Origin of the sequence: Microvirga sesbaniae (assembly GCF_025460805.1) — a bacterium.
Taxonomy (GTDB): Bacteria; Pseudomonadota; Alphaproteobacteria; order Rhizobiales; family Beijerinckiaceae; genus Microvirga; species Microvirga sesbaniae.
The window spans coordinates 1-2,634 of record NZ_JAMXFJ010000097.1 but is presented as its reverse complement, the minus strand read 5'-3'; the positions used below and the strand labels follow the sequence as shown (position 1 = coordinate 2,634).

The window sequence follows — 2,634 nt, the reverse complement described above, 5'->3', positions numbered from 1 at the left end:
ACTCAAGCGGGCAACGGTCAGCCATATGCGTCGCCTGTCGAAATCGCCCGGGTGCGTGCGAAGCTACTTCAGCCACAAACCCGTCCGCTACGCCGCATGCTCAAGACAATGAGGACCGGATCAATAACTGGCGCCATGCGTTGAGGCCGATTTGGTCGCTGGACAGGCTCAAGCAGCAAGGTTGGCCGCAGCTTTCCATTCCGCCATGGCGTCGAGGCGGTGGAGATGGGCGGCGGCAGCGGAGCGGCGGGAGCGGGGTGGACCGAAAAGATTGCGGACGGCAGAGAACACGCTGACGAACCGCTGCAGATACCTGGGTGATCGAAAGCCCTGCATCACCTGCTCTCGGCGCCGGAACGGCAGATGCGAATTCTCCGCTCTGTTATTCAGCCCTTTAAGCGAGCGGTGTTCGACGTCTGGCATGATCTGCCGCTGGGCCGCGGCGTAGGAGCCGAGCTTGTCGGTGATCATGCGCCGGGGTGGGCCGCCCTGCTTGCACAAGAGTCGCCTCAGCAAGCGTTTGGCCGCCTTGGTGTCGCGGCGGGTCTGGATAACCTCATCGAGCACATAGCCATCCTGATCCACAGCCCGCCACAGCCAGTGCTTCCGGCCAGAGATCGTGATCACGACCTCGTCGAGGTGCCAGATGTCGCGGCGGCTCGGCGTCTTGCGCTGGAGGTGGCGGGCGTAGGCCGGCCCGAACTTCAGCGCCCAGCGGCGGACCGTCTCGTAGGAGACAACGATGCCGCGCTCCAGCAGCATCTCCTCGACCAGACGCAAGCTCAGGGGAAATCTGAAATACAGCCACACTGCATGGGCGATGATCTCAGGCGGAAAGCGGTGGCGTTTGTAGCTTACGGACTTGCTCATGCCGGACCATCTACACGGCTCGCCCTCATCCCCGAGTTAACGTGACAACGCCGGCGAAACTTTGGTCGGTGATGACCACGACGTGCTCCCCGTTGGCTTTGGAGGCCGCTCTGCTGTAGAACGAGCTCACGGTGCCGCTCGGGTCGGAGTTGTTGACGAAGTTGCCATTAGCACCCCCGATGACGGCAAAGTCCGCGGCGTCGAAGACGAACGTGTTGTCCTTCGGATTGAAATCTATAGCTATGGCACGGACGTCATGCCCTCCGGGGGAGCCGGACTTCGGGTCATGGTACCGGAACTCGAAGCGATCCTCGCCGGTGCCGCCTCTCATCTCATCCGAGCCGTCCCCGGCGACAAGAGTGTCATCTCCGGGGCCGCCATCGGGTAGATCATGATCCGAAGCGACGTGATCGCGTGGCTCATTGGGCCCGATATCACCATAAAGGATGTCATTGCCTTCTTCTCCCAGTAGTTCGTCACCACCACCACCGATGACGGTGTCATTACCGGCGTCTGCGAAGATGAGGTCCCCATTGGCAGTGCCGTTGAGGCGGTCATTGCCGGGCGTACCAAGAATCGTCTCTTCCTCAATCAATACTTCGGGAAGATCGTTGGCCTCATAGCGGACGCCATGGAAGGGATGGTCATAAAACGGGGACCCGAAGACACGGCCGTCGGGGACGTCACTTCCGGTCGTACCCTCCAGCAGAACACCTTTGTCAGGATCAAAAACGCCAGCGCCTACACTCATCGAACTTCTCCGTAGATCAAAGAAAGTCACGGTGCCTTTATGCCTCTCGTCCATAGTCAGGGGAAATCTCTTTTCTCAACGGCCCTCCCGATGCTATCGATGCCATTGATCGCATCTCCGCTGATCGCCGATGCCCTCGGAATCATCAGTCCTTACCTGCGTGCTGCGACTGTCGAAGGGTCGATCCCCTAGCGGTTTCTACATCCCCGAGGATGGCCCCAGAGTGCGAGGGGCACGCCGGATCGCACCAGCGAGGGGCTGTGTTGCGCCAGCCGCAATAGCGTCGCAGGCCCGCGATTCCGCAACGACGACATGCCAAAAGGGCCGAGGCTTTGCCGCCTTGATTGTCTGATCCGAGACCTCCTTGGTGGCAGCAACGACCTGGAGGACTTGGGGAAGTGCTCTGGGATCGGGTGGCTTGTAGCGGTGGTTGGCCAGCTTCGGTTCGGCGACCAAGCGGCTGCGCGCCGACTCATCCGGTGTTCGTCCCTTGAGCACGCGCTGGCGTCTTCTGTTGTAAACCTGATTGAAGCCCTTGAGCAGCGTCTCGAGATCCTGATGGCGAAAGATCGTAATCCCCAGCACCTCGCGCTGTACCCAGCCGTTGAAGCGCTCCATGAGGGCATTGGTCTGCGGCTTGTACGGCTTGGTCCTGCGGTCCTCCACCTTCAGCTTGCGGCAGGCGTCCTCGAAGCCATTGGCGGTGAAGCAGGAGCCGCCGTCGGTGAGCACATGCGTGATCGTGATCGTAAACGGGAAGGCTCGCACCACCTCGTCCTCCTTGACCGCCAGGTGCACCCACCGCGAGCAGCGGTCGATGGCCACATACAGGAAGCGCTTGCGGCGCTCGCTACTGGCGGTCTGCAGCTTGGGCAGGTGCTTGATATCCATGTGCACGAAGCCGAGATCGTAATCCTTGAATCTGCCGCTCTCCCGTTTGCGCTGCTGCGCCGGCGGCAGGCGGCCCAGGCCTTCCGCCTTGAGGATGCGGTAGACGGCATCGCGGTTGAGAT

The 2,634-nt window shown here is 61.2% G+C and carries 2 protein-coding genes and 1 pseudogene; all 3 read right to left on the bottom strand.

The features are described from left to right. Positions 1-168: 168 nt before the first annotated feature. Positions 169-870: an IS6 family transposase gene (locus tag OCW50_RS32870; protein WP_210804927.1), complete on the bottom strand. Its 702-nt coding sequence runs from the start codon at positions 868-870 to the stop codon at positions 169-171. A gap of 25 nt (positions 871-895) precedes the next feature. Beyond that, positions 896-1,621: a hypothetical protein gene (locus OCW50_RS32865; RefSeq protein WP_210804929.1), complete on the bottom strand. Its 726-nt coding sequence runs from the start codon at positions 1,619-1,621 to the stop codon at positions 896-898. Positions 1,622-1,966: 345 nt separating this feature from the next. Further along, positions 1,967-2,634 (bottom strand): annotated as a pseudogene (locus tag OCW50_RS32860) (integrase core domain-containing protein); the annotation flags it as partial.

What these genes read in the sequence shown, in the direction of transcription:
- OCW50_RS32865 (WP_210804929.1), bottom strand. Translation starts at nt 1,621, where the DNA reads ATGAGTGTAGGCGCTGGCGTTTTTGATCCTGACAAAGGTGTTCTGCTG.
- OCW50_RS32870 (WP_210804927.1), bottom strand. Translation starts at nt 870, where the DNA reads ATGAGCAAGTCCGTAAGCTACAAACGCCACCGCTTTCCGCCTGAGATC.